The sequence below is a fragment of the Microvirga sp. HBU67558 genome (assembly GCF_018069605.1).
Lineage (GTDB): Bacteria > Pseudomonadota > Alphaproteobacteria > Rhizobiales > Beijerinckiaceae > Microvirga > Microvirga terrae.
Genome location: NZ_JAGPUP010000068.1, coordinates 1 through 262 on the forward strand (window position 1 = coordinate 1; position 262 = coordinate 262).

Sequence of the window (262 nt, forward strand, 5' to 3'; positions counted from 1 at the left end):
ACGGTCCAGCACCCAGTCGTGAAAGACTGTACACCGGCCATCGACGGTGAAGTGGACGTCGACCTCGACAATATCTGCACTTGCCTCGAAGCTAGCTTGCATGGAGGGCTGTGGAGAGAGGCCAAACCGAGACAGCGGAGCGGCGACCTGACGAGCCGCTCATGCCGGCAAGCCCGAGAGCCTGAAAACCTGTCGCACATTCATCCCTTGCTGCTCCGCGCTTCCATCAGGACCTTGATGCTGTCGAGCGAGTTCGCCACCG

The 262-nt window shown here is 60.7% G+C and carries 1 pseudogene; it reads right to left on the minus strand.

The annotated features are described in order from the left end of the window. Window positions 1–108 (minus strand): annotated as a pseudogene (locus tag KBI52_RS00265) (glycerophosphodiester phosphodiesterase family protein); the annotation flags it as partial. Window positions 109–262: the final 154 nt, after the last annotated feature.